This is a genomic window from Aeromonas sp. 600948, from assembly GCF_049174875.1.
In the GTDB taxonomy this organism is placed as follows: domain Bacteria; phylum Pseudomonadota; class Gammaproteobacteria; order Enterobacterales; family Aeromonadaceae; genus Aeromonas; species Aeromonas veronii_A.
This window is the reverse complement of sequence record NZ_JAAKTY010000001.1, coordinates 308,726-334,246: the sequence shown is the minus strand read 5'-3', so window position 1 is coordinate 334,246 and position 25,521 is coordinate 308,726. Positions and strand designations below refer to the sequence as shown.

General features: G+C 58.3%; 24 protein-coding genes. 15 read left to right on the top strand and 9 right to left on the bottom strand.

The genetic code is table 11. The annotated features are described in order from the left end of the window. Positions 1-187: 187 nt before the first annotated feature. The 4 genes from mukB to cmoM all read right to left on the bottom strand — a co-directional run bounded on the left by mukB (position 188) and on the right by cmoM (position 7,530). Positions 188-4,615, bottom strand: a complete 4,428-nt coding sequence (gene mukB, locus G5182_RS01410; protein WP_227340625.1) for a chromosome partition protein MukB — start codon at positions 4,613-4,615, stop codon at positions 188-190. 3 nt (positions 4,616-4,618) lie between these two features. Continuing rightward, the gene (gene mukE / locus G5182_RS01405; RefSeq protein ID WP_005345759.1) at positions 4,619-5,338 is read right to left on the bottom strand and encodes a chromosome partition protein MukE; all 720 of its coding nucleotides are present in this window, start codon (positions 5,336-5,338) and stop codon (positions 4,619-4,621) included. Next, positions 5,319-6,653 (bottom strand): chromosome partition protein MukF, encoded by a 1,335-nt coding sequence (gene mukF, locus G5182_RS01400; RefSeq protein WP_005345760.1) that lies wholly within the window; start codon positions 6,651-6,653, stop codon positions 5,319-5,321. Before mukF ends, mukE begins: the two co-directional genes overlap by 20 nt. 100 nt (positions 6,654-6,753) lie before the next feature. Next, positions 6,754-7,530: a tRNA uridine 5-oxyacetic acid(34) methyltransferase CmoM gene (cmoM, locus tag G5182_RS01395; RefSeq protein WP_033113262.1), complete on the bottom strand. Its 777-nt coding sequence runs from the start codon at positions 7,528-7,530 to the stop codon at positions 6,754-6,756. Between the two features lie 101 nt (positions 7,531-7,631). On the opposite strand from cmoM, the gene elyC reads away from it, so the two are divergent. The 3 genes from elyC to pfkA all read left to right on the top strand — a co-directional run bounded on the left by elyC (position 7,632) and on the right by pfkA (position 10,414). Further along, the gene (gene elyC / locus G5182_RS01390; RefSeq protein WP_227340626.1) at positions 7,632-8,402 is read left to right on the top strand and encodes an envelope biogenesis factor ElyC; all 771 of its coding nucleotides are present in this window, start codon (positions 7,632-7,634) and stop codon (positions 8,400-8,402) included. Positions 8,403-8,537: 135 nt separating this feature from the next. Next, complete coding sequence (gene tpiA, locus G5182_RS01385) at positions 8,538-9,293, top strand: triose-phosphate isomerase (protein ID WP_047440675.1); 756 nt, start codon at positions 8,538-8,540, stop codon at positions 9,291-9,293. 149 nt (positions 9,294-9,442) lie between these two features. Further along, positions 9,443-10,414, top strand: a complete 972-nt coding sequence (gene pfkA / locus G5182_RS01380; RefSeq protein ID WP_005336840.1) for a 6-phosphofructokinase — start codon at positions 9,443-9,445, stop codon at positions 10,412-10,414. A 1,614-nt stretch (positions 10,415-12,028) separates the two neighbouring features. Here the strand turns inward: pfkA and G5182_RS01375 are convergent. Continuing rightward, a complete protein-coding gene (locus G5182_RS01375) occupies positions 12,029-13,270 on the bottom strand; it encodes a dicarboxylate/amino acid:cation symporter (protein ID WP_005352303.1) in 1,242 nt (413 codons plus the stop codon). A 270-nt stretch (positions 13,271-13,540) separates the two neighbouring features. Between G5182_RS01375 and G5182_RS01370 the strand changes: the two genes are divergently transcribed. The 3 genes from G5182_RS01370 to G5182_RS01360 all read left to right on the top strand — a co-directional run bounded on the left by G5182_RS01370 (position 13,541) and on the right by G5182_RS01360 (position 17,008). Beyond that, positions 13,541-13,825, top strand: coding sequence for a pyrimidine/purine nucleoside phosphorylase (locus G5182_RS01370; RefSeq protein ID WP_005336842.1), 285 nt, complete (start codon positions 13,541-13,543; stop codon positions 13,823-13,825). 151 nt (positions 13,826-13,976) lie between these two features. Next, a complete protein-coding gene (locus G5182_RS01365) occupies positions 13,977-15,362 on the top strand; it encodes an L-serine ammonia-lyase (protein ID WP_139443603.1) in 1,386 nt (461 codons plus the stop codon). Positions 15,363-15,637: 275 nt separating this feature from the next. Next, positions 15,638-17,008 carry an L-serine ammonia-lyase gene (locus G5182_RS01360; RefSeq protein ID WP_005336844.1) on the top strand — a complete coding sequence of 457 codons (1,371 nt, stop codon included), beginning with the start codon at positions 15,638-15,640 and terminating at the stop codon, positions 17,006-17,008. 824 nt (positions 17,009-17,832) lie between these two features. Here the strand turns inward: G5182_RS01360 and G5182_RS01355 are convergent. After that, entirely contained in the window at positions 17,833-18,111 is a 279-nt protein-coding gene (locus tag G5182_RS01355; protein ID WP_005360946.1) for a YcgL domain-containing protein, read from the bottom strand. A 107-nt stretch (positions 18,112-18,218) separates the two neighbouring features. On the opposite strand from G5182_RS01355, the gene minC reads away from it, so the two are divergent. The 5 genes from minC to mtgA all read left to right on the top strand — a co-directional run bounded on the left by minC (position 18,219) and on the right by mtgA (position 21,337). Next, a complete protein-coding gene (minC, locus tag G5182_RS01350) occupies positions 18,219-18,938 on the top strand; it encodes a septum site-determining protein MinC (protein WP_227340627.1) in 720 nt (239 codons plus the stop codon). 18 nt (positions 18,939-18,956) lie between these two features. Next, positions 18,957-19,769, top strand: a complete 813-nt coding sequence (gene minD, locus G5182_RS01345; RefSeq protein ID WP_005336847.1) for a septum site-determining protein MinD — start codon at positions 18,957-18,959, stop codon at positions 19,767-19,769. Positions 19,770-19,771: 2 nt separating this feature from the next. Beyond that, entirely contained in the window at positions 19,772-20,038 is a 267-nt protein-coding gene (gene minE, locus G5182_RS01340; protein WP_005336848.1) for a cell division topological specificity factor MinE, read from the top strand. A 196-nt stretch (positions 20,039-20,234) separates the two neighbouring features. Beyond that, the gene (locus tag G5182_RS01335; RefSeq protein WP_005352317.1) at positions 20,235-20,561 is read left to right on the top strand and encodes an HI1450 family dsDNA-mimic protein; all 327 of its coding nucleotides are present in this window, start codon (positions 20,235-20,237) and stop codon (positions 20,559-20,561) included. Continuing rightward, positions 20,546-21,337 (top strand): monofunctional biosynthetic peptidoglycan transglycosylase, encoded by a 792-nt coding sequence (gene mtgA / locus G5182_RS01330; RefSeq protein ID WP_227340628.1) that lies wholly within the window; start codon positions 20,546-20,548, stop codon positions 21,335-21,337. The genes G5182_RS01335 and mtgA overlap by 16 nt, the downstream gene beginning before the upstream one ends. A 3-nt stretch (positions 21,338-21,340) precedes the next feature. Here mtgA and G5182_RS01325 read toward each other — a convergent pair whose 3' ends face one another. After that, entirely contained in the window at positions 21,341-21,469 is a 129-nt protein-coding gene (locus G5182_RS01325) for a hypothetical protein (protein ID WP_019445852.1), read from the bottom strand. 147 nt (positions 21,470-21,616) lie between these two features. Here G5182_RS01325 and G5182_RS01320 point away from each other — a divergent pair, with 147 nt between their 5' ends. Further along, on the top strand, positions 21,617-21,940 hold the full coding sequence (locus tag G5182_RS01320) for an HI1450 family dsDNA-mimic protein (protein ID WP_005336851.1): 324 nt from the start codon (positions 21,617-21,619) through the stop codon (positions 21,938-21,940). A gap of 57 nt (positions 21,941-21,997) precedes the next feature. Here the strand turns inward: G5182_RS01320 and G5182_RS01315 are convergent, their stop codons facing one another. After that, positions 21,998-22,309 carry a DUF1289 domain-containing protein gene (locus tag G5182_RS01315; RefSeq protein WP_107683055.1) on the bottom strand — a complete coding sequence of 104 codons (312 nt, stop codon included), beginning with the start codon at positions 22,307-22,309 and terminating at the stop codon, positions 21,998-22,000. Between the two features lies 1 nt (position 22,310). After that, positions 22,311-23,171: a CvfB family protein gene (locus G5182_RS01310; protein WP_005336853.1), complete on the bottom strand. Its 861-nt coding sequence runs from the start codon at positions 23,169-23,171 to the stop codon at positions 22,311-22,313. 231 nt (positions 23,172-23,402) lie between these two features. Here G5182_RS01310 and G5182_RS01305 point away from each other — a divergent pair, with 231 nt between their 5' ends. The 3 genes from G5182_RS01305 to G5182_RS01295 all read left to right on the top strand — a co-directional run bounded on the left by G5182_RS01305 (position 23,403) and on the right by G5182_RS01295 (position 25,443). Further along, on the top strand, positions 23,403-24,617 hold the full coding sequence (locus tag G5182_RS01305) for a UPF0149 family protein (protein ID WP_227340629.1): 1,215 nt from the start codon (positions 23,403-23,405) through the stop codon (positions 24,615-24,617). Between the two features lie 170 nt (positions 24,618-24,787). Beyond that, entirely contained in the window at positions 24,788-25,252 is a 465-nt protein-coding gene (locus tag G5182_RS01300; protein WP_005336856.1) for a MarR family winged helix-turn-helix transcriptional regulator, read from the top strand. Between the two features lie 2 nt (positions 25,253-25,254). Next, positions 25,255-25,443: a DUF4250 domain-containing protein gene (locus G5182_RS01295; protein WP_227340630.1), complete on the top strand. Its 189-nt coding sequence runs from the start codon at positions 25,255-25,257 to the stop codon at positions 25,441-25,443. Positions 25,444-25,521 lie beyond the last annotated feature (78 nt).

Sequence of the window (25,521 nt, the reverse complement as noted above, 5' to 3'; positions counted from 1 at the left end):
GACACGTTTGCAGGCGGGAGCTCTCACCTTGCCATAGCTCCAAGGCACTCATCATGTTACTCGCCTTGTTGTCAGGCAACAGCGACCGCGCGGCTACTTTGCCATATCTTCCATGCAAAAAGGGAGGCAAATGCCTCCCTTTCAACTAGTTACCGGTCATCCCTTGTCGGGATGGGCCAGAGACTTCTTAGGCAATCAGCTTGTCATCGCTAAAGCCAAAGCCACGCAGACCCACCACATGCACATGCTCGTGCTTGCCCTGCACCTTGCGGATGAGCTTGTAGGTAGTTCCCTTCTCGGGGCTGATGTTCTCGGGTGCCGCGATAAGCAGTTGCATATCCTGCCGCTCGCACAGCTCGAACAGGGTGGCGATAGATTTGCCATCCAGACGGGCCGCTTCGTCGAGGAACAACAGACGGCAGGGGGCGATATCCTTGCCGCGCAGACGGCGGGACTCCTCCTCCCAGCTGATCAGCACCATCAGCAGAATGGCCTGACCGGTACCGATCGCCTCGCCGGTGGAGAGCGCACCGCTCTCGGCACGCAGCCAGCCATCAGCCCCGCGCTGCACCTCGATCTCCAGCTCCAGATAGTTGCGATAGTCGAGCAGCACGTCGCCCATCACCTGATAGCTGCGATCCCCCTGCTCGATCTGCGGATTGAGACGCTGGAACAGCTTGGCCATCGCCTCGGAGAAGCTGAGCTCCTTGTCGGCGAACAGATCGTTGTGCATGGCAGTTTGATCGGCAAGCGCCGTCAGCAGACGGGTGTGGGCCTCGCGGATATTGACGTTGAGGCGCACCCCGCGCACCAGACCGAAGGCGATGTTCTGCAAGCCCTGGTTGAGCACCCGGATGCGGTTCTGCTCGCGGCGGATGATGTTGGTGATCTTGGCCGCCACCTCGTGGGAGGAGAGCGACAGATGGGTTTCCCGCTGCTTGAGCTCGTCAGCCAGACGGGCCAGCTCGATCTCCATCTCTTCGATCGCTTCGACCGGATCATCGGAGCGGATGATGTCGTTGCGAATGCGATCCTTGAGGTAACGGTAGACCTGCACGTAAAAGGCCACCTTCTGCTCGGTGCTGCGGTTGCCCTCGGAGAGACGCAGCGCATCGCGCAGGGCCTCGTCGTGGGCCACCGCCACCCGCAGGGCGCCAAGGGCCTTGTCCGACATGGAACGCAGCTCGTCGCTGTCAAGGTAGGCCAGCTCGCGCTTGTTGAGGCGCTTCTCGACGTCGGTCTCCCGCGCCAATCGTACCACCCGTGACCAGCTCGCCTTGTGACCCACCAGAGATTTACGGGCGCTGTAGTAATCCTTGCCTTCCAGCTTGAGACGGCCGCCAAGGGATTCGATCTCGCGCTTGGTGACCTGCAACTGGGCCTCGGCGCTGGTGCGACGGGAACGGGTGCGGATCAGCAGCTCTTCAATCTCTTTCTTGTGGGCGCGCGCCTTCTCTTCCATATCGTCAGAGAGGGTCAGCCCCATGGCCGCCAGCTCCTGCTCGAACTCGGTCAGGGTCTGGCGCTTGGCCTCGACGCTAGAGTTCAGCGCAGTGCGCAACTGCAACGCCTCGGTGTGGCGCTGGGCAATCTGCTTGTGCTGCTCGCCAGCGGTGCGGGCAGCCAGCTCAGCCGCTTTCAGCTTCTCTTTGAGTCGCTCGCTCATCTCGGAGGCCTTGCCCAGCAGGTCTTGCGCATCCTGATAGGCAAAGTGCGGCAGACGGGCCACCAGCTGATCGAGGGCGTAGCAACGGCGTTTCTGCTCGGCCAGCAGGTCACTCACCTCATCGTAAGCTGCCTGCAGCGCGGCCAGATCCTGCGGATCCTGACGCAGCACCTGTACCATGGTTTCCAGTTTTTCCAGCGACTTGCCGTGTTTGGCGATAAAGGCTTCGGCCTGTTTCAGCGCTTCCACATCGGCGTGAGCCGCCTCGAGGCGGGCTGCCAGCTCTGTCTCGGCAAACAGGTGAGCAAAGGGCAGCATCCCCTGCACCAGCTGGATATGGCGAGTCAGCTGGGCGGCGGCCGCTTTGGCATCACTCAGCTGCTTGTCACACTCACCGATGGCACCTTGCAGCGCGCGCAGTTCGGCCTGTTTGGCTTGCACTTCGGCTTCGGGGTCGGGGCGGAAGGCGATATCCAGATGCTGGCCGATAAAGTCGCGGAAGTGACCGTAGAGACGGTGGTACTTCTGCTGCTCGAAAGCGGCCTTGGCGTAGCCCTCGATCAGCCCTTCGCGTTCAAGGTCGAGCTGCTCGATCCGTTTTTCCCGGGCGGCGCGGCCAAACAGCGGCAGCTCGGGGTAGCGGGAGAAGCGCACCTGACGCTTGCTGGTGCGCACCAGCACGGCGTCCCCCAGCTCGTCCGCTTCCACCAGATCCTCGTCAAAGGAGTCGGGGTTGCCCTGGATGAGGTAGATATCCTCTGGGCAATCTTCCAGCTTTTTCAGCCGCTCGATGGCACCCTCAAGGTCGAGCACCACCAAAGCGCTGCGAGCCGGGCCGTAGAGCGCCGAGTAGTAAGGGGCATCGTCGATGGAGATGTCGTCGTAGACATCGGAGAGCAGCACACCCCCCACCTGCTCGGCAATGCGGGCAAGACGGGGATCCGCCTCGCCAGCCCCCAGCTGCAGGTTGCGAATTTGCAGCTCCAGCGCCTGTTTCTGCGCCGCGATGCGGTTGCTCTCCTGCTCGAACTCGCGCTCCTTGTCGAGCACTGTCTGCATACCGGCCGAAAGCTCTTCAGCAGTGGCGAGCGGTAAACCGCTCTGCTCACGCAGTTGCTCGAGTTTTTCAAAGGATTTCAGCCAGCGCGGCGCCAGTTTGGTGAGCTCCGCAATATCACGGCCGAGCTGGGTGCCCTGATGCTCGAGGCTGGCGCGGCGCTGGTTCACCTCCGCCTGCTGCTCGGAGAGCTCCTCCTGACGGGTGCGCTGGGCTTCGAGGAAGATCTCCAACTCATCGCTGCTGGCAATCAGCTGGCCAGAGGCCTGCTGCAGCTCGTCGCGCAGCTTGAAGAGACTCTTCTGGCTTTCGCTCTCTTTCTCGAGGCGAACCAGCGCGGCGCGCAGCCCCTGCCCCTGGGCAATACGGGCCTTGTCTTCGATATGACGCTTGAGCAGCGCCTGCGCGGTGGGCCAGGCGGCCTCGCGCACTGTCTCGGGGGCGATGCTCAAAAGCAGCGCCAGCGCCGCTTCGTGCTCGGCCACTGCCGCCTTGGCCAGCGCCAATTGCTGTTCGGCCCCCAGCACCCGGCTGGTGAGGCTCTGCTCGGCGGCGCGGAACTGGTGCAGGGTGTCGCTCGCCTGTTCGGCGGTCAGCCCCGGCAGCTCGCACTGCTCGCGGGCAGCATCGAGGGCCTGCACCGCCTGACGGTACTGGATGGCGCGGGTCTGCTGAATATCGAGCGCCTGCTGGTAGTCGGCCAGCTGGGTCTTGAGGCTGTCGACTTCTGCCTGCGCCAACTCCTTGCGCTCTTCCACTTCCAGCAGCTGGCTGTGGATCTCCTCCACCACCGCCTGCTGCTGCTCGAGTTTGTCAGAGAGATCCGCCAGATCGGCGCGGTACATCTCGATCTTCTTCTGCAGAGAAACCGCCGCCATCACCTTGGCCAGATGCTCGGAGGCAGACTCCAGCTCGTCGGTCAGCAGTTTCTCGCGGTTGGTGAGCTGCTCCACCTCGTCGGCCAGATAGATAGCGCGCTGCTTCTCTTCGGCCAGAATGCGGCGCTTGTCGGCCAGCTCCTGACGCGCCTTGAGGGCCAGCTCGGAGAGGCGGCTCTTCTCGGCGGCGTTGCGTACATAGTCCGCGGCCACATAGTGGGTGGTCTCGGTGATCAGGTTCTTGAACAGATCCCGCTGACCTTGCGTCTCCTTGATCGCTTCCAACGTGCGGCGGTTTTCATAGATGGCCGCCTCCATGTCTGCAAACGCCTTGCGCACCCCGGAGTTCTCCGGCAGCAGGTATTCACGCAGGGAACGGCTGATGGATGAGGAGATGCCGCCGTAGAGGGAGGCTTCGATCAGTCGATAGAACTTGCCGCGATCTTTTTGATCGCGCAACTTCTTCGGGGTGATGCCGAACTCGAACATGAAGTTGTGATAGTCGGTCACCGTATTGAATTTGGCGACTTTCAGCGCACCCAGCTCGGCGGCCGCCCCTTTCAGGTCGGTAAAGGCGCGTACCCGTCCCTTGCCGCCATCAAGCTTCTCCAGCAGCAGATCGGTCGGTGCCAGATTCTCCGGCACATCCACCAGCGCGAACGGGGTGATGTTGACCTTGTTGTCACGGTTGGCCACCTGCTCGAGGTGCACGCCGACCCAGATCCGCTGTTCGCGGCTGTTCATCACTTCCAGCAGGGAATAGCAGTGACCTCGCTGCAGCTTGCCGTAGAGCCCCTTGTCACGGGATGCACTGCTGGAACCCGCTTCCGTGGTATTGCGGAAGTGAAGCAGTGACTGGTCGGGGATGAGCGCCGCGATAAAGGCCGCCATGGTGGTGGACTTGCCCGCGCCGTTGCCGCCAGAAAGGGTAGTGACCAGCTGATCGAGATCGAAGGTCCGGGCAAAGAAGCCGTTCCAGTTGACCATAGTCAGGGATTTGAACTTGCCTCGCACCGGTTATACCTCCAGATCCAGTTGTTCTTCATCGAGATCCGCCTCGATGTCATCAAAGAGCGAGTCGCTGCTCGGCATTTCGTCGTCGTGGAAGATGGCTTCCCCCTCCTGGATCATCCGCAGCTGGACGGCGCGCGGATCTTCATCGGAACGCACATCGGCGGCGAAACGGAACACCGATTCGTTAACCCGGAACTTATCCCCGTTGCCAAGGGCGGTGATCATGCCAAGACGGCGCAGACGGCGCATGGAGGTACGGATCTTTTCGAGCAACTTCTTCTTGTCGAGATCGGTACCGCCGGAGCGACTGTTGACCATCCGCAGCAGCTGCTTCTCGTCGGCGAGGCTCAGCACCTCCTCCTGCAGCTCGGCCATGGCGAATACCCCTTCCGAAGCCAGACGATCCGGGCTCAGGTAGAGGTAGCAGAGCACCTTGCCCACCAGCATATCGAGCTCGGAGAGCACAGTGGTGCCGATGTCGGAGCTCGGGCGCGGACGCAGGTAGAAGAAGCCTTCCGGCGCCTTGATCAGCTCCACCTGATAGCGGCCGTAGAAGATCTCCAGCTCGCTGTGATATTCGACCAGCGCCGAATGCTGCTCGAACTCGTCGGCACTGATGTGGCGACCGGAGCGCAAGGCGGTGTCGATGCGCGGAAACAAGGGGTTGGCAATCGCCTCTGCAAGCCGCAGCGGCAAGGGAAACTCAGTATTGATCAATGACATAGGCCTGAACCTTGGATCCAGCTTGGTTAATGGGTTTCCATGCGGGTTGGCGATGCAGTTCGCGCTCGCCGCTGGCATGGCCCAGGCGCACGGCCTGGTCGATCAGAAGACGCGCCACATCGAAGTGGGCATGAGCCGGGTAGTCCAGCAGGTATTCCCGCAGCACATCGGCCAAGTCCAGCTGCTGCCCCTGCTCGGGGTAGCGGGCCAGATAGCGCTCGATGCGCTCGGCCAGCTCCTGGTTGATATCCACCATCTCGACGTACTCCATCTCGAGGGGCACCTCGCCGGTCACCTCCTCGTCGTGGATGGCGATGGTTTCATCGCGCAGCTCCAGCAGACGGGGCTCTTCGGCCACCCGCAACTGCCAGTTGTGCTGCTCGAAATTGCGGATGGACTCGCGCAGCCGCTGGCTGAAGGCGCGGTTCTTGTCCATGTCGATAGCGTTGCGGATAAATTTGTGGACGTGTCTGTCGTAGCGAGACCAGAGCTCGATGCACTGCTGACCCCAGCTGGTAATCACATCAAGACGACCTTGCAAGGCGTGAGTCAGCTCCTCGACGTGAAACAGGTCATCGCGCCCTTGCGCAGCTTCCTGAATGTTGAGCAGCCCCGCCTGCAAGCGGTGGCCGGCAGCGTCCAGGGTATCCTGCAGCTCGCGCAGGGTCTGGCCGGTCTCGTGCAGCAGTTTTTCGCAGCTGTGAATGGCATCGACCCAGTTCTGGGTCAGCAGGGCCGCGATCTCGCTTTTGACCTGATTCTGCTGCTCATCCATGGCGCGCTGGGTGAGATCGATCCGCCCCAAGGTCTCTTCCAGCGAGAAGGTGAGGCGCGGCAGCACCTCGGCATCCCACTGTTCACGGGTGTTGGTCTCAAGCGCTGCCTTGCGGGCGGTGTCGAGCTCGGCAGCCAGGTGTTCTAGCAGAATGGAGAGCTTGATGGAGTCAACCTGACGCTGATCCATAAAGAAGTCGACGATGCTCACACCCAGGCGAGACAGGCGGTAGAGGCTCTCCCCCGCCACCATGTCGGTGTTGAAACGCGACAGCAGCTGCTGGCGAATGAGATCGTTGATGGCGTTGTTGGCGCGACCGGTGAGGGTCTCGTCCATCTGGCCGAAGGCGCTGCTGACATAGCCAAAGGCATCGTGCAGCGCCGCTTCCGACAGGTCCGACTCATCTTCGGATAGCGTCTTGATTGCAATCAGAAAGGCCAGCCGGTCGGTCGGCAGGCTCAACGCCAACCCCTCCTGCCTGACCCACCCTACTAGCTCCGGCAAAGAACGCTCTGGCAGGGTACGGGATGTACTCATCATGATGTTGTCATCTCGTTGTTGTATTGGGCGCAAAATCGTGCGCGCGGCTACATCCGGTAGCATCGAAAACATGGTTCACATCGACGTGAACCGCGAGCAATCAGCTGGCCGGCTTCTGGGCCATCACATGGATATAGCGACCGAGGGAGACAAAAGGCTCCTGACGGCAATATTGCTGCTCCATGGCCAGCAGATCGTCGAACTTCTCCACCTGATCCTGCTTGTGACGCATATAGTCGTGGATCACCCGCACCCCGGTCTTGCCGATGATGCGCAGCCCCCCGCGACCAATCCAGTCATAGACCTGCTCCGGCAATTGGGGATTGGTGGGCGTAAGCGCTGTCTGGCGCTTCTTGCGAAGGCCAAGGCGCACATAGTCAAAATTGCCCACCACCAGGCTCTGGAACAGCAAACCATGACGGTTGTAGAAAAGCAGCGACAGTATGCCCCCGGCATTGACGAAAGGGAACAGACCCAGCAAGGTCTGGCGCGGCTCGGCAAGCCACTCCAGCACCGCATGGCAGAGCACCAGATCAAAGGTCCCGGTCACGTGTTGCTTCAGATCCTGGATGGGGCAATGGATGAGACGGATTTTGTCTTCCAGCCCCTTCTCAGCGATCTGGCTGCGGGCCAGTTCCAGCATTTCTGCTGACAGATCGCACAGCTCCACCTGATGGCCCATGGCCGCCAACTTCTGGGCGAAATAGCCAAAACCGCCCCCCGCATCGAGGATGCGCAGCGGTCGGTTGCCAAGGCGGGCCAAGCAGGCTTCGATGTCGCTCCAGACAATGGTGGTGCGGATGCGCCCCTTGGTGGAGTCGTAAATGTTGCGGGCGAACTTGTCGGCGCGCCCGTCAAAACTCTGATCGTGCTTCAAGGAGAAACTCAACATTAGCGCCACAGGGTTGTGGCCATCCCAAAAAAGAGAGGTATTCTGTCACATCCCGAATTTGCTGAAAACTCAAGGAAGTGTCTGCCGTGTTTGTGCTCAAAAAGTGGCTGGGTCAACTGTTGATGCCGCTCCCCTTCTCCCTCTCCCTGCTGCTGGTCGCCCTGCTGCTGCTCTGGTTCACCCGATTTCAGAAAACCGGCAAGCTGCTGGCGACTCTCTCGCTGCTGCTGGTCGCCCTGCTGGGAATGCGGCCGGTGAGCTACGAACTGGCCCGCGGGCTGGAGCAGACCTTCCCGCCGTTCGAGGTGAGCCAGCATCCCAACATCGACGCCATCGTGGTGCTTGGCAATGGCCATGTCAGCGATCCGGCGCTGCCGATGCGCAGTTGGCAGAACAATATCTCGCTGGCTCGCACTCTGGAGGGGATTCGCCTCGCCCAGGCCTATCCCGAAGCCGAGCTGGTTTTCTCCGGCTATGTGTCGGGGGATACCCTCTCCAATGCCGAGGTCAATGCCCGGATGGCCGAGAGCCTTGGTATTCCCCGTTCGCGGATGACGTTGTTTGAAAACAACAAAGACACTCATGATGAGGCGGTCAGTATCAGCCAACATCTGAAAGGAAAAGAGGTGGCGCTGGTCAGTTCGGCCACCCACCTGCCGCGCGCCATGGCCCTCTATCAGGGTCAGGGACTCAAGGCCGTGCCGGCCCCCACCGATTACACCGCCAAGCAGAGCCAGGTACCCCAGCCGCTCTACAGTTATTTGCCCAAAGGGCGCTATCTGATGTATTCCGAAGCTGCCATCCACGAATGGATTGGGGTATGGTGGGCTCGCTTGCGGGGGCAGGTTAACGAATGAGCGATCAAGCGTTTCATTCCTGATTTGGATCAGGAAAGCGAAAAAAAATTACGTCATTTGCCGCCGGGTCAGCTATCTTGGGCTCGGTTCAATTCATATAATGTCGCGCAATCAAATGCCTAGGAGATATACAAGATGAGACAGCACCTGGTAATGGGTAACTGGAAACTGAACGGCACCAAGGCTTCTGTAGAAGCTCTGATCAAAGGACTGACCCCGGCTGCTGCCGCTCATCCTTCTGTACAAGTCGCCGTCTGCCCGCCGGTTATCTTTTTGGGTCTGGTTGAGCAACTGACCGCTGGCAGCAAGATTGCCTACGGTGCCCAGAACGCTGACGTTCACGAGTCTGGTGCCTTCACCGGCGAAAACGCCCCCTCCATGCTGAAAGCCTTTGGTTGCACCTACTCTCTGGTCGGCCACAGCGAGCGTCGTACCCTGCACGCAGAGACTGACGACGTGGTTGCTGCCAAGTACGAAGCGATCCAGAAAGGCGGCCTGATCCCGGTTCTGTGCATCGGTGAAACTCTGGAGCAGTTCGAAGCCGGCGTGACCAAGAACGTGGTTGAGACCCAGCTGAAAGCCGTTATCGACCGTTGCGGCATCGCCTCCTTCAACAACGCCGTTATCGCTTACGAGCCGGTATGGGCCATCGGTACTGGCAAGACTGCCACTCCGGAGATCGCTCAGTCCGTTCACGCCCACATCCGTCAGTACCTGGCCGGTTTTGATGCCGCCGTTGCTGCCAAAGTACAAATCCTGTACGGCGGTTCCGTCACTGGCGCCACTGCTGCCGACCTGTTCGGTCAGCCGGACATCGACGGTGGCCTGGTCGGTGGTGCGTCCCTGAAAGTGGACGACTTCTCCCAGATCATCGCTGGCGCTGCCAAGTAATCGCTGATTACGGCAAAGAGAGGGGCTCGTCCCCTCTCTTGTATCGCTTTTCCTATGGTGGCCCCCGCATCCCATATGAAAGCCGATATAGTAAAAGTGGCTTGTCTATTTAAACATTCGTATTTGACAACTCAGATCCAGAGGCACTCATGACCAAACAAATCAAACGTATTGGTGTTTTGACCAGTGGTGGCGACGCACCGGGTATGAACGCAGCCATTCGCGCCGTGGTTCGCGCCGGTTTGCATCATGGCCTGGAAGTTTACGGTATTTATGATGGCTACCTCGGCCTGCACCAGGATCGCATCGTCAAGCTGGAGCGTCACAGCGTCTCCGACGTGGTGAACCGTGGTGGTACTTTCCTCGGCTCCGCCCGTTTCCCTGCCTTCAAAGACCCCGCGGTGCGTGCCGAAGCGATCGAAAACCTGAAAAAGCACGGTATCGATGCGCTGGTCGTCATCGGTGGTGACGGCTCCTACATGGGTGCCAAGAAGCTGACCGAAGAGGGTTTCCCCTGCATCGGCCTGCCGGGCACCATCGACAACGACATCGCCGGTACCGACTTCACCATCGGCTTTGATACTGCCCTGAACGTGGTTGTTGACGCCATCGACCGCCTGCGCGACACCTGCAGCTCCCACCACCGTATCTCCGTGGTCGAGATCATGGGTCGCCACTGTGGCGATCTGGCCATGTCTGCCGCCGTTGCCGGTGGTGCCGAGTATGTGATCGTGCCGGAAGTAGCCTTCGACAAAGAGAAGCTGCTCAAGCAGATCAAGGAAGGCGAAGCCAAGGGCAAGAAGCACGCCATCATCACCATCTGCGAGCACGTTACCGACGTGAACGCCCTAGCGAAAGACATCGAAGCCCTGACCGGTCGTGAAACCCGCGCCACCATCCTGGGTCATATCCAGCGTGGCGGAGCCCCGACTGCTCGTGACCGCATCATGTCCAGCCGTATGGGTGCTTATGCCGTTGAGCAGCTGCTGGCTGGTCACGGTGGTCGCTGCGTCGGTATCCAGCGCAACGAGCTGGTACACCACGACATCATCGACTGCATCGAGAACATGAAGCGTCCGTTCGATCAGGAGCTTTACAACCTCTCCACCACCCTGTTCTAAGCCTCGCGGCTTTTAACCGGCTGTTGATGACAAAAACCCTCCATCGGAGGGTTTTTTAATATCTTACAAAAACGGGGGCATCGGCACGCTGTGTGCCCCTCACCATATGGGTTGCCTGATCCCCAACCCTTGCTCCGTCTGACGGATCGTTAACGTCCACCTCCTCGCACCAACCGATATCAGCCAAGATACCGTTCCGGTATTGTCGTGGATGTTTTATCACTGCGAACCGGATTGCGTTGACCTGTGCTCTGTCGACCCTGAAGCGAGCTTGTTCAGCCTCCTCGTCATATGCCGCTTTTTATATCTCAATCTTGTTGAAGGGATTCAGATATCTTCCCCAACCATGCTCCGGCGCAGCTCTCGTATTGCACTCACATGACTCACGCAGATGCATCGCCCACACAGATCGCTACTCGCGCCCAGCCCAGCCCAGCCCAGCCCAGCCCAGCCAGAGAATACGCCTCGGGCCTATTGCGCACCTCACTCTTGCTGCGGCCATGTCTATTCCGAGGCCGACGGGAAAATTGGCGGTTATAAAACAGCCAGTTGCCACTCTGTATCCCCCCGATGTACGGCTATCCTCCCTATGAACCCAGTGTATTGCTGTAAAAGTGCTGAGACTCCGGCCTGATAAAGTCATGGTACGACAAGGGCTGGCAACCAGACTCTCTCCATAGACTTCTTTTGGATGGACTATCTACGTCATGAATCGTCAAATCATTGCCTCGCACACTTTTTATGGCCTTAATGACGCCATTACGAGGGTGAAAACTTATAAAACCCCATTGAAGCCCCATGCAAAACCCATTACCAAGCCAACCAGCAGCTCACCAACCAATTGAATTTAAATGAAATAATCATAAGGACAGCGTCTTGAATGCCTCCCCTGCCAGATAAGGTGATAAAATAAGCTCAATATGACAAAAATAGACATCTCAACCAACCACGCACACAAAGAAGCTATTTTATCAATTTACACCTTGTTTTACCCCCTTGTTATGGTATCTTGACTACATCAACCAACAACTTAGGGAGAGAAAAATGAAAGAGTTTGTCGTTACTGCCGTTTTCACGGTGTTTTTCACCCTGGTTGCTGTCTCTCTGCCCTCACTGTCACAGTTCTGAGCCGGATAGAGAGGCATCAATCCGGACCGACCCTCTTTGCCATGTCTGTTTAATCGCCACCAACTGGCGCTTTTCAGTGACAATGCCGAGATGGTCAACATAGATATGATTTCATCACGTTGACGCTGTTTCTTTCGCCACAAGGGTGTAACCAGGATGGTTTAACCATATGGCCTGATGGAGTAGAACCAGCAGCAAATCATATCCGAGGGGAGCGAGGCTCCCCTTTTTGTTACCTGTCTTTGACAACCCCATTGCCCCGGCGGCCACACAGGCAGCCATCCGTCACAAGGCCCATGCCCACAACTGATGTTTTCCCTCCCGTGCTCTCCATTCAACACAGCTACATCCGTCAGCAATCTCTTGTGCACACCTTTGCTCTGATACTTGTCCGGCAGATATAAAAAAGCCCCCGCCATCATGGCAGGGGCTCGCGTTTCTCAGTGTCAGCTTAGGGCTGTTATATCTCAGTCCAGCTCAAAGCCGTTATGCCTTGTTCCAGCGCTGCGGGTCATATTCCGGGCTGAAGCGGTCAACAATGACAGCACAGGCCGCATCGCCGGTGATATTGAGGGAGGTGCGGATCATGTCGAACAGACGGTCCAGCGCGAACAGCAGCGGCAACCCTTCGATGGGGATCCCGGCCGCCAGCAGCACGGCAACCACCAGGAAGCTTGGGCCCGGCACACCGGCCTGACCGATCGCCCCCAGAGTGGAGGTCACAATGATGGCCGCCCAGGCACCGACGCTCAGATCGATGTTGTAAACCTGCGCGAAGAAGATGGCGACCAGACCGTAATAGATGGCGTTGCCGCTCATATTGATAGTGGCACCCAACGGCAACACGAAGGAGGCGGTCGCGTTGGTCACTTTCAGATCATGCTCGCAGGTCTCCATATTGACCGGCAGGGTCGCCATGGAAGAGGCGGTGGAGAAGGCCACGATCTGCGGCTTCTTCATGGCAGAGAGGTACTTCATCACCGGCGTGTTGGAGAACATCATCACCAGCAGCGGATAGACCACGAAGCCGAAGATGAGGATGGCAGCCACATAGACCACGAATAGCTTGAGTACCAGGGTCAGCACATCGAAGCCATAGGTACCGATGGCTTCCGCCATCAGACCGAACACCCCGAGCGGCGCGATGATCATCACCTTGTTGATCATCCAGACGAAGGCATCCACCAGGGTATTGAGCCCATCGACCAGTGGCTTGGCCCGCTCGCGCGGCTGTTTGGCCAGCGCAATGCCGAGGAACATGCAGAACACCAGGATCTGCAGGATGTTCGCTTCGTTGAGGGAGTTGAAGACGTTGGTGGGGATCATGCCAAGCAAGGTGGCGACTGCATCCGGCAACGCCCCTTTATCGGCGTAGTCACCACCAAACATGGAGGCGACGGAAGCGAAATCGACCCCGACACCCGGTTTGAAGATCTGCCCCATCACCAGTGCCAGCAACACGGCCAACGCTGAGGTCACGAGGAAGAAGGCCAGCGTAGCCGCACCGATCTTGCCCGCAGCCGGGCTGGCGCCCAGATTGGCGGCGCCGGAGAGGATGGCAACCGCCACCAGCGGGATCACCAGCATCTTGATCAGCTGGATAAACAGGGTACCGAGCGGTGCAAACACGGTGGCTTGTTCACCCATGAACGCGCCGACCACTGCGCCCAGTACCATGGCGACCACAACCTGGAAGCCGATGTTTTTAATGAGTCCTTTAGTTAACACAATATGTTCCTTTATGTAGCAAAATTCACACTTTTCCCAGTGCAATTAACCAAACAGGGGAATGAGCGGCTGCCCATTCCCCTGTTTGCGCGTGTTATCTCACATTTAATTGCTGTTTTAAATCAGCAAATCATTAACCTTGGCTATTAATAAGTTTGCGAAAAAGTGAAGATTCAAAGCGGTCTCGGCGATTTTTACCTCATTCCCCATGACAACTGGCAAAAGATTGTGCTAGTTTGGCTGCACAAACGTACACACAGGGATGTAAAGATGCTGAAAGTTAACGAGTATTTCGACGGAAATGTAAAATCCATCGGTTTCGAACAAAAAGGCGAGAAATCAACCGTCGGGGTGATGAACGCCGGTGACTACCTGTTCAACACCGCCGCCCCCGAACGGATGACAGTGATCAAGGGCGCCCTCACCATCCAGCTGGCTGATGAAGATGAGTGGCACACCTACAGCCAGGGTGAATCCTTCCTGGTGGCCGGTCACTCTTCCTTCAAACTGGAAGTGAAAACCCCCACCGCCTACCTGTGCGAATTTCTCGACTGATCAGGCCGGTTGAAGGGGCCCCCCCCTTCAACCTTATTGGCCACCCCAGCCCCATTATCTGTGTCCATGTCACAGCACCGCACATCCCCGCTTCCTATCCATGGCAAAAATCCTAGAATAAACAGACATAAACCATCACCGGATTGATGTCATGATCAGCGTGTTTGACCTGTTTTCCATCGGAATTGGCCCCTCCTCTTCCCATACCGTCGGCCCCATGCGTGCCTCTTATGCCTTCGTCCAGCAGCTCAAGCTGCAAGGCCATCTGCCACAGGTCACGCGGGTCGAAGTGGAGTGTTACGGCTCGCTGGGCCAGACCGGCAAAGGGCACGGTACCGGCAAGGCAATCATTCTAGGGTTATCGGGCTTTGAACCGGAATCGGTCGATATCGATGCGATTCCCGCCATTCTGGCTCGAGTGGAAAAGGAGCAGAGCCTGCCGCTGGCAGGCGAGCAACCAAGCCATTTTCCGCGCACCGGTGCCATCATCTTCAACCGCCGCAAGACCCTGCCGGCCCACACCAACGGCATGACTCTGCGGGCCTTTGATAAAGAGGAAAACCTGCGCTTCAGCCAGACCTACTACTCCATCGGGGGAGGCTTCATCATTGAAGAGAGCCACTTTGCCACCGCCAAAGAAGAGGCCGCCAAGTCCGATGCCGAACATCCTGTCCCCTACCCGTTCGACAGCGGCGCCCAACTGCTGGCCCACTGTCAGGAGAGCGGCCTCTCCATCTCGGGGCTGATCCTGGCCAACGAGCGGGTCTTTCGCAGCGATGAGCAGATAAAAGCGGGGCTGCGCAAGATCTGGCAGGCGATGCAGGGCTGCGTCGAGCGAGGCTGCAAAAGCGAAGGGGTGCTGCCGGGCGGCCTCAAGGTTCGGCGCCGCGCCCCGGGGCTGTTCCGCCAGTTAAGCTGCGAGACCAACTTCAACAAGGATCCGCTGATGGTGATGGAGTGGGTCGATCTCTTTGCGCTGGCGGTCAACGAAGAGAACGCCGCCGGTGGCCGGGTGGTGACCGCCCCCACCAATGGCGCCGCGGGCATCATTCCCGCCGTGCTGCACTACTACGATCGCTTCGTTCACAAGGTGGATGACGAGACGCTGATCCGCTACTTCCTCACCGCGGCTGCCATCGGCATCTTATATAAGAAGAACGCCTCCCTCTCCGGGGCCGAAGTGGGCTGTCAGGGTGAAGTTGGGGTTGCCTGCTCCATGGCGGCTGGCGCGCTGACCGAACTGCTGGGGGGTAGTCCGGCCATGGTGGAGAACGCCGCCGAAATAGGCATGGAGCACAATCTCGGCCTCACCTGCGATCCCATCGGCGGACTGGTGCAGGTGCCCTGCATCGAGCGCAACGCCATGGGGGCGGTCAAGGCGATCAATGCCGCCCGCCTCGCCCTGCGCGGCACCGGTGAGCACAAGGTGTCGCTCGACAAGGTGATCAAGACCATGTGGGAGACCGGCAACGACATGAAGACCAAATACAAGGAGACGGCCCGTGGCGGCCTCGCCGTTAACATTACCGAATGTTAAAAAACGGCAAATGACTCCATTTGGTTCCGAAATGCCCGGCATCGCCGGGTATTTTTATGGGCAAACGCTTAACAAAATGGATAAGCACAAAAATAAATTTTATACTCGCGCCTCAGATTCAACAAAAATAGATCTATTTCAACTTTTTTTAGGTCTGGAGCCGTTACACTACGGTTATCTGGTTCTGTGACCTGCGCTGACAAGCGCGTTCCATGGATCTCCCAAATTTCTGTGAGTGGGCATGCCGCCCCCTTCTACCCTGAGGTAATAGTGACATGATCAGCGTTTTTGATATCTTCAAAATCGGTGTAGGCCCCTCTTCTTCCCACACTGTTGGCCCGATGAAAGCGGCCAAACAGTTTGTTGACGAGCTGCGCGCGGGCGGCAAGATCCGCGATGTAACCCGGATCAATGTCGACGTCTACGGCTCCCTCTCCTGGACTGGCAAAGGCCACCATACCGACACTGCCATCATCATGGGCCTGGCTGGCAACCTGCCGGAAAATGTCGATATCGATGCCATCCCCGAGTTTATCTCCCGTGTTGAACAGACCGAGCGCCTGCCGATCGGCCTGCACTGCCACACCGTCAGCTTCCCGCGCGACGCCATGGTATTCCACGACGAAGCCCTGCCGCTGCACGAAAACGGCATGAAGCTGACCGCCCTGATTGAAGATGAAGTGGTTTACAGCAAGACCTACTACTCCATCGGTGGTGGTTTCATCGTTGACGAAGAGAACTTCGGCAAGGCTGACAGCGGCGACATGTCCGTACGCTATCCGTTCAAGAGCGCCGCCGAGCTGGTTGCCCATTGCAGCCAGACCGGTCTCTCCATCTCTGCCCTGATGATGGAAAACGAGAAGTGCTTCAACACTCCGGAAGAGATCTACAAGAAGTTCGGCAAGATCTGGAACACCATGCGCGAAGGTATCGAGCGCGGCTGCCGTACCGAAGGCGTTCTCTCCGGCCCGCTGCGTGTACCCCGTCGTGCCGCACCGCTCTACCGTCAGCTCAACACCAACGAGAACCTCTCGAGTGACCCGATGAACATCGTTGACTGGGTCAACATGTTCGCTCTGGCGGTGAGTGAAGAGAACGCTGCCGGTGGCCGCGTGGTCACTGCCCCGACCAACGGCGCTGCCGGTATCATCCCGGCCGTACTGGCCTACTACGACAAGTTCATCCAGCCGGTTGGCCGCGACGAGTACACCCGCTTCTATCTGGCTGCCGGTGCCGTCGGCATCCTCTACAAGATGAACGCCTCCATCTCCGGCGCCGAAGTAGGCTGTCAGGGTGAAGTGGGTGTCTCCTGCTCCATGGCCGCTGCCGGTCTGACCGAGCTGATGGGCGGTAGCCCGGAGCACGTCTGCGAAGCTGCCGAGATCGGCATGGAACACAACCTGGGTCTGACCTGTGATCCGGTTGCCGGTCAGGTACAGGTGCCTTGCATCGAGCGTAACGCCATCGCAGCCATGAAGGCTGTCAACGCCTCCCGTATGGCCCTGCGTCGTACCTCCAAGCCGCGCGTCTCTCTGGACAAGGTGATCGAGACCATGTACATCACCGGCAAGGACATGGACTCCAAGTACCGTGAAACCTCCCGTGGTGGTCTGGCCATCAAGGTGATGCAGGTTGCTTGCGAATAAATAAGGGTTGCGACCCTCATCTGAACAAAGGCGGGATATCCCGCCTTTTTTATTGCCCGAATGGGATGCCGGGCACTTATAACGGCATACCGACCATTTCACTGTAGGGCGTTGCTGATATACCCCTGCTACGCCACCGCAATGTGGATTGCCTTGTCTAAATGCCTCTCTAATTACATACCTTGATTAACTCGTCTCAATGGATTGGAAGCGACGTTCTGCCCCTGCCACGCTTTCACAACTAATTGATATCAAGATGGCCCCTCAGCTCAATATCCTCCCCTTTGGGCATACCCTTGCCTGGCAAAATGCGGTTACCGCTCACCCTGCGGATATCACGCCGCCACTTTGATTTCCACCTATGTGGCACTTTCGTGATCAGGGCAAACAATCAAGCACACAAACAGTGGGTTAGCTCATCATTTTGGCCACAGCACATCGCGCAAACTGGTTTTAGCACAGTTATCATCGCCCTCTTTGCGCCCCATTTGATGGATAACTCATCGCGCAGTGGAGACAAAAAAAGCGCCCAAGGAAGAGGCTGAAAATAATCGATGAATGGGCCAATAGCCGTTGGAATGGCGGATATGAGTGCGCGCTACTCGCTATTTTTGTGAGCGCCAGCAAAGGTTGACGATATGGTGTTGGGAGCAGATTGACTTTCTATTTAAACAGCGAAAAGTGAATATCACCAAAGGGAGGGTTTAATTTGGCCAAATCCTGTCACGGGATTATCGCAGGCCACCTCTCCGGGGCCGGAATGCGTCATGCAGAGTCACAAAGAATTAGCCCCGCTGGGCAGAACGCACCACGGGGCTGGATATTCAGGATGGCTTTTTCAGGCTGGCCTTGTGCTGCTCCAGCAAATTCTCGGGAGGCGGCGGCACCTGCAGGTAGAACCCCTGGTTGGTCAGCGCGGCCATCACCTTGCCGACATCAGCCAGCCCCAAGGGCTTGGCCGGATCCAGCTTGGTCATCAACACCAGCTCGGGACGCCCGAATGCGCTCAGCAGTGGCTCGGGAACGCGGGAGAAATCCTCTCTTTTTTCAACAAAAAGGTAGGTCTCGGCTTTTTTGCGACTTTTATAGACTGCACACAACATGGAAATTGATATAATCCGACGAGTTTATTGCCTCTGATGGGGGCAAACTATAACATCAGGAATTGAATAACAATAACGGATTAGCATCTCTGCCTCGGGGAAGATTCATGGTTGAGCGCGATAACGAATTGAAAGGGACCACCTTCACTATTTCTGTGTTGCATATCAGCGATGGCGAGCCTGAGCGGATACGTCAGTTGTTGGCCGAAAAAGTGGCCCAGGCACCCTACTTTTTTAATTGCGCACCGCTGGTGATCAATGTTTCCCGACTGGAACATATTCCCGATTTCGAACAGCTCAAGGAGCTGGTGGAGTCCGAAGAGTTTGTGCTGGTCGGCATCACGGGGGCGCGCAGTGAAGAGATGAAGACAGCCGCCAAGGCGGTGGGACTAGCCGTGATGGCCTCGGGCAAGAGTCGCAAGAGCGAACCGGAACCCGAGCCTGCCCCCGCGCCAGCCGCCCCAGAGGTGGTTCCCGAGCCCGAACCCGTCCCCTTGATCCCGAGCAAGGTACATGTGGGACCGGTTCGTTCCGGCCAGCAGATTTATGCCGCCGGCACCTCGCTGGTGGTGCTGGGGTCCGTCAGTCCGGGAGCTGAAGTGCTCGCCGACGACAGCATTCATATTTATGGCACCCTGCGTGGCAGAGCCATTGCCGGTGCCCGGGGAAACACCCAGGCCCGGATCTATTGCCAGCAATTACAGGCCGAGCTGCTCTCCATCGCGGGCACATTCCAGCTGAGCGATGCACTGCCGGCAGGCCTGATCCAGCAACCGGTACACGTCCGGCTGGACAACGAACAACTCCGAATAGACCGTATCAAATAGAGTTACAAGGAAGCGAGAATGGCGCGAATCATAGTCGTTACATCGGGTAAAGGTGGCGTTGGCAAGACCACAACCAGTGCGGCCCTGAGCACCGGCTTAGCCCAGCGTGGTCACAAGACAGTGGTCATTGACTTTGACATCGGTCTGAGAAACCTGGATCTCATCATGGGCTGCGAGCGGCGCGTGGTGTATGACTTCGTCAACGTCATCAATGGGGAAGCAAACCTCAATCAGGCGCTGATCAAGGACAAACGCTCGGAAAATCTGTTTATCCTGCCCGCCTCCCAGACCCGGGACAAAGATGCCCTCACCCGTGAGGGGGTCGAGAAGATCCTGGATCAACTGGCGGAGATGAAGTTCGATTACATCGTCTGCGACTCCCCGGCGGGGATCGAGGCGGGCGCGCTGATGGCGCTCTATTTTGCCGACGAGGCGATCGTCACCACCAACCCGGAAGTCTCTTCCGTGCGTGACTCCGACCGCATCCTTGGCATCCTGGCCTCCAAGTCCCGCCGCGCCGAGCGTGGTGAAGACCCCATCAAGGAGCACCTGCTGCTGACCCGCTACTGCCCGACCCGCGTCAACCGCGGCGACATGCTGAGCGTGCAGGATGTGCAGGAGATCTTGGCCATCCCGCTGCTCGGGGTGATCCCGGAGTCCCAGGCGGTGCTGCGCGCCTCCAACTCCGGCGAACCGGTCATTCTGGACAAGGAGTCCGATGCAGGTCAGGCCTACGAAGATGCGGTGTCCCGCCTGCTGGGCGATGCCAAGGAATTTCGTTTTCTGGAAGAAGAGAAGAAGGGCTTCTTTAGCCGACTGTTCGGGAGTTAAACATGTCATTATTGGATTATTTTCGTTCCAACAAGAAACAGAACACCGCACAACTGGCCAAAGAGCGGTTGCAGATCATTGTTGCTCACGAGCGTTCATCCAGAGGGGGGCCGGATTACCTGCCCCAGCTCAAGCAGGACATCCTCGATGTGATCCGCAAATACGTCAACATTGATCCGGAGAAGATAACCGTCCAACTGGATCAGAAGAGTGATGAGCTGTCGGTACTGGAGCTCAACATCACCTTCGCCGATGACAAGAAGGGATGAGCTGACGCCCTATGCGTGACCCCTTCCCCCAATGAAGACCGGATCCTGTCACTGGATCCGGTTTTTTATTGGCACAAAAACAGGTCACAGCGGCTCGCATCATCTCGCCAAGGGGTCTGCCGACCGCTAGAATAGCGCCGCCCCGCAGGCTGTGATCTGCGTCGGCACCTTTTCTCTTTTCTGGAACAGACCGCTTATGTCTATGAATGACGAAATGCACAGCGTCGAGGAACTGCTCGATACCGCCCTCGAACTCTTTATGGAGCTGGCCTCTGACAACCTGCCGGAGCAGGAGATCGCCCGTTTCAATCAGGAGTTCAACGACCGCGGCCTGCTGGCCGAAACCGACCCGGCCGATGACTGGGAAGCGGACGTGGGTTTTGCGGTGAGCGACACCGACTATGCCGAGATCTGGGTCGGCCTTGGCAATGAAGAACAAGAGTATGAGCACCTGTTTGCCCGCATGCTGCTCTCCCGCCGTGTTGACGAGAAGTTCTGCCACATCGAATGGCTGCCCCAATAATTCCGGATCCCGATGATCCCAGCCATTATCAGTGGGAGTCTGACCCTGACTCTGTGGCCCCTGAGCGTCCATCTGCATCCCTTGGGCGCCGGGTGTTGAGGTGGGCAGGCAAGATCGCGCTGGCCGGGCTGCTCTGCTCGGTCGGCTCGGTCGCCTTGCTGCGTTTTATCGATCCGCCGATGTGGAGCTGGCGTATCGAGCGGGCCCTCTTTCCGCCCGCCAAGATCACCCAGGTACGCCATGAATGGGTAGACCTGGAGTCCATCTCCAAAGAGCTGCAACTGGCGGTGATCGCCGCCGAGGATCAGCGCTTTGCCGATCACAACGGCTTTGACATGGATGCCATCAACGCGGCGCTCAAGCACAACCAGCACAGCGAACGGGTACGCGGCGCCAGCACCCTCAGCCAGCAGACCGCCAAGAACCTCTTTATGTGGAGTGATCGCAGCTTCCTGCGCAAGGGGCTGGAGGCCTGGTTTACCCTACTGATGGAGCTGGGTTGGGACAAGGCCCGCATTCTCGAGGTCTATCTCAATATCGTGGAGTTCGGCCCCGGCATCTATGGCGCCGAAGCCGCGGCCCGTACCTACTTCGGCAAACCGGCCAGCCGCTTGACCCGCTACGAGTCATCCCTGCTGGCCGCCGCCCTGCCCAATCCGTGGCGTTATCGGGTCAAGCCCCCTTCACTCTATGTGCAGAAGCGCTCGGTCTGGATCCGCCGCCAAATGGGTCAACTGGGCCAGATCACCCTCAATCGGGTGCATCAGGCAGACTGATCCTCAGGGCTCATCGGGTTTCTCCGGTGGACCCAGATGACCGCCCACCGTCTCGCGGTGAAGCGGCAGATAGTGCCACCACCAGGCCTCGCGCCGTCGCTTGATCTGTTGCCGCCGTCCCCGCTGCTTCATCCCCTTACTCCCTGCCAGATGATCCGCGCCTTAACCATACTCCCCCAACGGCAACTTGGACAGGTCAGGCACGCCCGGCGCACTGGTCTGGCCGCCACAGCCAATAATTGTTACAGTAGCGAACCTCGATGTATCTGGAGTGATTTCATGGAACAGCGTACCCCGGATCAGCTGGTCGAATGGGCCTATGATCAGTTTCTTGAGCAGGCCGCCGATATGCTGGCCCCCGAACAAATAGTCGACATCACCCTGGAGTTTGAGCAGCGTGGCGCCGTGGAGGCGACTCTGCCCAATGCCGACTGGTCGACCGAGCTTGGTGAGCCGGTCGATATGGAGCGCTGGGTCGAAGTGTGGGTCGGTTTGCTGGATCATCAGGATGAGTTTGAGGTGATCTTCGCCACCTTCCTGCTGCCCCGTCTGTTGACCGAAGATCAAGTGCATGTGCGCTGGCATCGCCAGCAGCAGGCATAAAAAAGGCGCCATCGGCGCCTTTCTTGTTTCTGTATTCTCTTTTATTTCTGTTCTCTGCTAATCCTGCGCCGCGATGGCCTTGGCCAGACAGCGGCGGCACCAGCAAGCGCTGGCCTCCTGCATCGGCAATACCGGCAACTGGCTGCACCAGCACTGCGCAATAGTCTGACCGGCAGAGACGGCGCAATAGGCCGGTTCGCCACAACCCGGACAGCAGTGGGTGCTTTTCGAGCCATTCAGCTCGGCCATCACCGCCAGCTGGGCCTTGCTATCCATCGCCGACCAGTGGCCGATCTCGCTCAGGGTGCGGCCACAACCAAGGCAAAGCCCATCTTTCGCCTTGCAGAGGCCAACACAGGGGCTCGGCATCTTATTCGCTATCCACTGCCGAGTCGGTCTCTGTGGCCACCAGAGTGATGGCATTGTCTTCGATGACAATCTTGCCCTGCTTGTAGAGGCCGCCGATCGCCTTCTTGAAGGTACCCTTGCTCATGCTGAACAGCTTGTAGATGAGCTCGGGTTCGCTCTTGTCACCCACCGCCAGACTGCCGCCCTGCTTTTTCATCCGGCTCAGAATGCGTTCACCGGCGTCATCAACCCGCGCAAGACCCGGCTTTTGCAGGGTCAGATCGAGCTTGCCATCCTCGCGCACCTGCTTGACCCAGGCGGTTTGCGGCCGACCGGTCATCACCCGGCCAAACACTTCGTTCTTGAACAGCATGCCGGGATACTGACCGTTGACGATCACCTTGATGCCAAGGGGCGAGTGCTCGCCCGGCAGCGCGGTCACTTCGTCACCGACCTTGAAGTTACTGCCGGCCGGGGTCAGGAAACGCTCGATGCGGCTGGTGCCGACCATGCGCCCTTCGTTATCCAGTTGCAGACGCACCAGATAAACGTGGCCCACCTGCATCGGCTTGTTCTGCTCGCGGCTCGGCACAAACAGATCCTTTTTCATGCCCCAGTCGAGGAAAGCACCAATCTTGTTGGCATTGACCACTTTCAGACCGGCAAATTCGTCCACCATGGCAAATGGCTTGTCGGTGGTGATCACCGGTTCGCAATCGGCATCCAGATAGAGGAAGACCTGCACGCTATCCCCCTCTTTCACCCCTTCCGGCAGTTGACGCTTGGGCAGCAGCAGTTCACCGTACTCATCGGCCGCAAGCCAGGCGCCGCGATCTTCGAGTTCAACAACGGTGAGGGTGTTCATCTTGCCAATCTGTATCATGGTGCTCTCTTTTTTCATTACCCGGATGGGCCAACTGAACATGGCCCCTATGGGCGCGCATGTTACCTCAAGAGCGGTGATCCGGCCTAGTCCCCAAGCCACCACGAGCCGCCCTTTCGCCCCTATCTTATCCGCCAATGGTGATTAAATCGCCAAACAGGCGGCCATTTGCTGCAAATAACCCCACTTTTAGGTAGACTTCGCGGCTGTTCAAATCCAGAGGAACTGTCGATGAACCCATCCACTCGTACCCGCCATCTTAATCAATGGATCCAGAGCCACAGCGATCAGGACATGACCTACCCGGCCCTGCACGGTTTTCTCTGTGCCCGTCTGGTGGGGCCAGAGACCCCTGACTGGCAACGCCCGCTGACTGGTCTGCTGGAACAGGATGCCGAGTTGGATGAAAAAAGCGCAGAAGCCCTCAACCACCTGATCGCCGAACTGGAATCCCAAGCCGACGACGCCCAGCTGGCCCTGCCCAGCCAGTGCCGCCTGCCCAGCGATAACCCCGAGCAGGTGTTCGAACAGAGCCACCCCCTCGGTCAATGGTGTTATGGCTTCAGCATGGGTTTTGCCACCTGGCCCAAGCCGAAGGATTTGAACGACCCGACCACCCAGTACCGCTTCAGTCTGGCCGCCGAGCTGAGCCTGTTTCGCGACAAGCAGATGGCCCAGATGCTCTATAGCGCCGCCGCCAGCGAACTCCCCTTTGTCGAGTTCTGCAAACGCCAGCGCCAGAATATGAAAACCGCCCTCAACCAGTTGCTCAACCTCGACCAGTATCAGGCCGCCCCCAGCGCTGATGTGGCCCTCAATGGCGAGCAGGCCCAACAGTGGCAGACCTGGTTCGAGCTGGCCGACAGCTGCCGCGATCATCAGGCCCGCCTCGGCTGGTTCGAGAAGATCATCGCTGATGCCACTCCGCTCTTTGATGAAGCCTTCTGGCAGCAAATCGCCGGTCACGGCTGGAGTGCCCCCGAACTGCGCCCCCTGCTGGCCGCCAGAGCCGGCCGCGCCGACTGCCTGCTGCGCCTTGGCAAGCTGGGCGAGGCCAAAGCGGAGTATCTGGCGCTGCTGACAATCTGCGTGGCCGATGAGCTGGGTTGCCGCTACAACCTCTCCACCCTCTATGCACTGCAAGGGGATTGGCAGGCGCTGGCCGCCCTGCTGGTGCGCTTCGATGAAGCCTCCAGCTGGTTGCTCTATAACAAAGCGCTGATGGTCTTTGCTACCGAGGGTGCCGAGGCAGCCAAGCCCCATCTGCTGGTCGCCATCGAGGCCAACCCGCACATTCCGGCCTGCCTGCTGGGTCAGCGCAAGCTGCCCAAACAGGAGCCACAAAGCTGGCAAGCGGGCAGCCGCGACGAGGCCGCGCTCTACGCTATCCACACTCGCGAGGCCTGGCTCAAGCAGAACGCCCTCATCTGGTTGCGTAAAGGCTGAACAGCGTTGGCTTAAAATCCCGTCGGTCAGACCCGGTTTTTCCTTGAGGGCGTGCGCCACCGCACATTTCATCGCAACCGGGTCAGACAAATCAGCTTGAGTTTCGTATCATCAATGTCAAAGTATCAAAAGAAACTGCATCTGATGCAGCCGTCACAGCAGGGTGTAATATGTCAAAAATCATAGCGTTACTCGCTCACTACCCGCCCTATCAGTTGGTACATGCCGCCGAGATGCTACGGGATACCTTCGAACAGTTTTATGAACAGCGTTACCAGCTGACCGTGCCGCAATGGCGCCTGATGATGGTGCTCGGCCCCAACTACCCCATCAGCCAGAAAGAGCTGGTCGAGGCGAGCGGCATGGACAAGGTGCGCATCTCCCGCGAGATCCGCCGTCTGGTCGAAAAAGGGATCATCTTTACCGAGAGCAGCGAGCAGGACAAACGCATCAGCCTGGTCTCCCTCACCAATGCCGGGCTCGCCCTCTTCCTGCAGCTCAAGAGTGAAGCGGGCAGCTGGCAACATACCCTGACAGACTATTTGCCTAGCGAATCCCGCGAGGCGATCCGCCAGCATCTGCACAGCGTCAGCGCCGCCATCGAGCAGCTGCAATCACTGGATCGGGAGAAATAATCATGGATTTGAAAAAGTTTGCCACCATGGACATCAACATGCTGCTGAGCGTCGTCAATATGCAGCTGCGTGATCGCTATGACGATCTGGATGATCTCTGCAAAGCGCAGGAGATCGATCAGGCGGCACTGGAAGCGCGGCTCGCCAGCGGCGATTTTCACTATCAGCCAGAGCAAAAGCAGTTCAGATAAAGAGAGCTAGCGGGATCGGGATCACAGCGCCAGTGATGGCGCTGGCTCTGCGGTAAAAACCTGATATGGTCTGAAGAG